We start from the raw sequence: 1315 nt of genomic DNA, 5'->3' as shown, positions 1-1315 counted from the left end.
TGAAAGCCGGTTTCAACGTCAAATCCGGTAGCAGCGTAGGCCCGATCGTGGCCGGCGACACCCTGGAGTTCGCGGGCATCAACTACGTCCAGACCTCCTACGACGCCGCCGCCAAGAAACTGACCGTCGGCCTCGACACAACGGCGCTGAACAGCCAGATCAACAATCAGGTGAACAGCAACACCACGGTCACCCAACACGGCACCGACATCACCGCGCTCAAGAACGGCTTCACCGTCAGCAACGCCGCAGGAACGAAACAAGACATCACCCTCGGCGGCGCGACCAAGAAGAACATCAAGTTCGAAGGCGAAACCGACAAGATCGACGTGACCGTAGCGGCCGACGGGGCTGACGGCGCAAAAGTGACCGTGACAGCCAACGCCAACCTCGGAACAAACCTCGACATCAGCAACAACGCGACCGTGACGAACCTGAGCAACACCGTGAGCGGAAACACCGCCAACATCGCCACCAACACCAGCAACATCACCAAACTGCAAGGCGGCTTCGACCTCAAAGCCGGCAGCACGACCAACAACGTCGCCTTAGGCGGAGCGACAGCCCCGACCGTGGAATTCGCGGGCGCCGACGACACCGTCACCGTCGACCTGACCGGGACGAAAGTCACCTACGGCATCGACAAGACCAAGCTGATCACCCAGCTCAACAACAACAGCACCACGATCACCAACGTCGAAGCCAAGTTCAAACTGGCCGACGAAGGCACCGGCACGACAACCGTCACCGCGGACAAGACCGGCACACAGACCGTGAAATTCGCCGGCGACGGCAACATCATCGAATCCGAAGTCGGCACGGCTGGCGTGAAGTACAAAGTCAACACCGCCAACCTGACCAACACCATCAACACCGCCATCACCAACAACACCACCGTGCAGAACCTCGCCGGCGGCTTCAACGTGAAAGCGGGGGCGAACACCGGAGCGATCCAGGCCGGTAACACCCTCGAATTCGCCGGCAAAAACTACGTGGAAGTCGAGTATGACAGCACCGCCAAAAAGATGACCATCGGCCTCGACGACGCCACCAAGAACAAGATCGACAACCTCAGCACCACCATCAACAACGCGTCCAAGTGGACCATCAAAGACGGAGAGACGCCGGCGGGCGAGAAAGAAATCAACAGCACCACCCCCCTCGTCGTGAAAGGCGCCGGCGGCGTCACCACGAAAGTCGACGCGGGCGGCCTCACCATCGGCCTGAACGGCGCGAACCTGAGCAATACCATCAACAACAGCTTCACCGTGATTAATAACGTCGAAGCGAAATTCAAGATCGCCGACGCCGGGAC

1 protein-coding gene is annotated in these 1315 nt (G+C 59.6%); it reads left to right on the top strand.

Annotated features, from left to right (window positions below):
• Window positions 1–47: 47 nt before the first annotated feature.
• The coding region (locus D7D26_RS11910; protein WP_147413087.1) for a hypothetical protein at window positions 48–1315 on the top strand (1268 nt) is incomplete at its 3' end.

The organism is Pyramidobacter sp. CG50-2, assembly GCF_003612005.1.
Lineage (GTDB): Bacteria > Synergistota > Synergistia > Synergistales > Dethiosulfovibrionaceae > Pyramidobacter.
The sequence above is the reverse complement of the archived record's forward strand: the minus strand, read 5'-3'. Positions and strand labels throughout refer to the sequence as shown.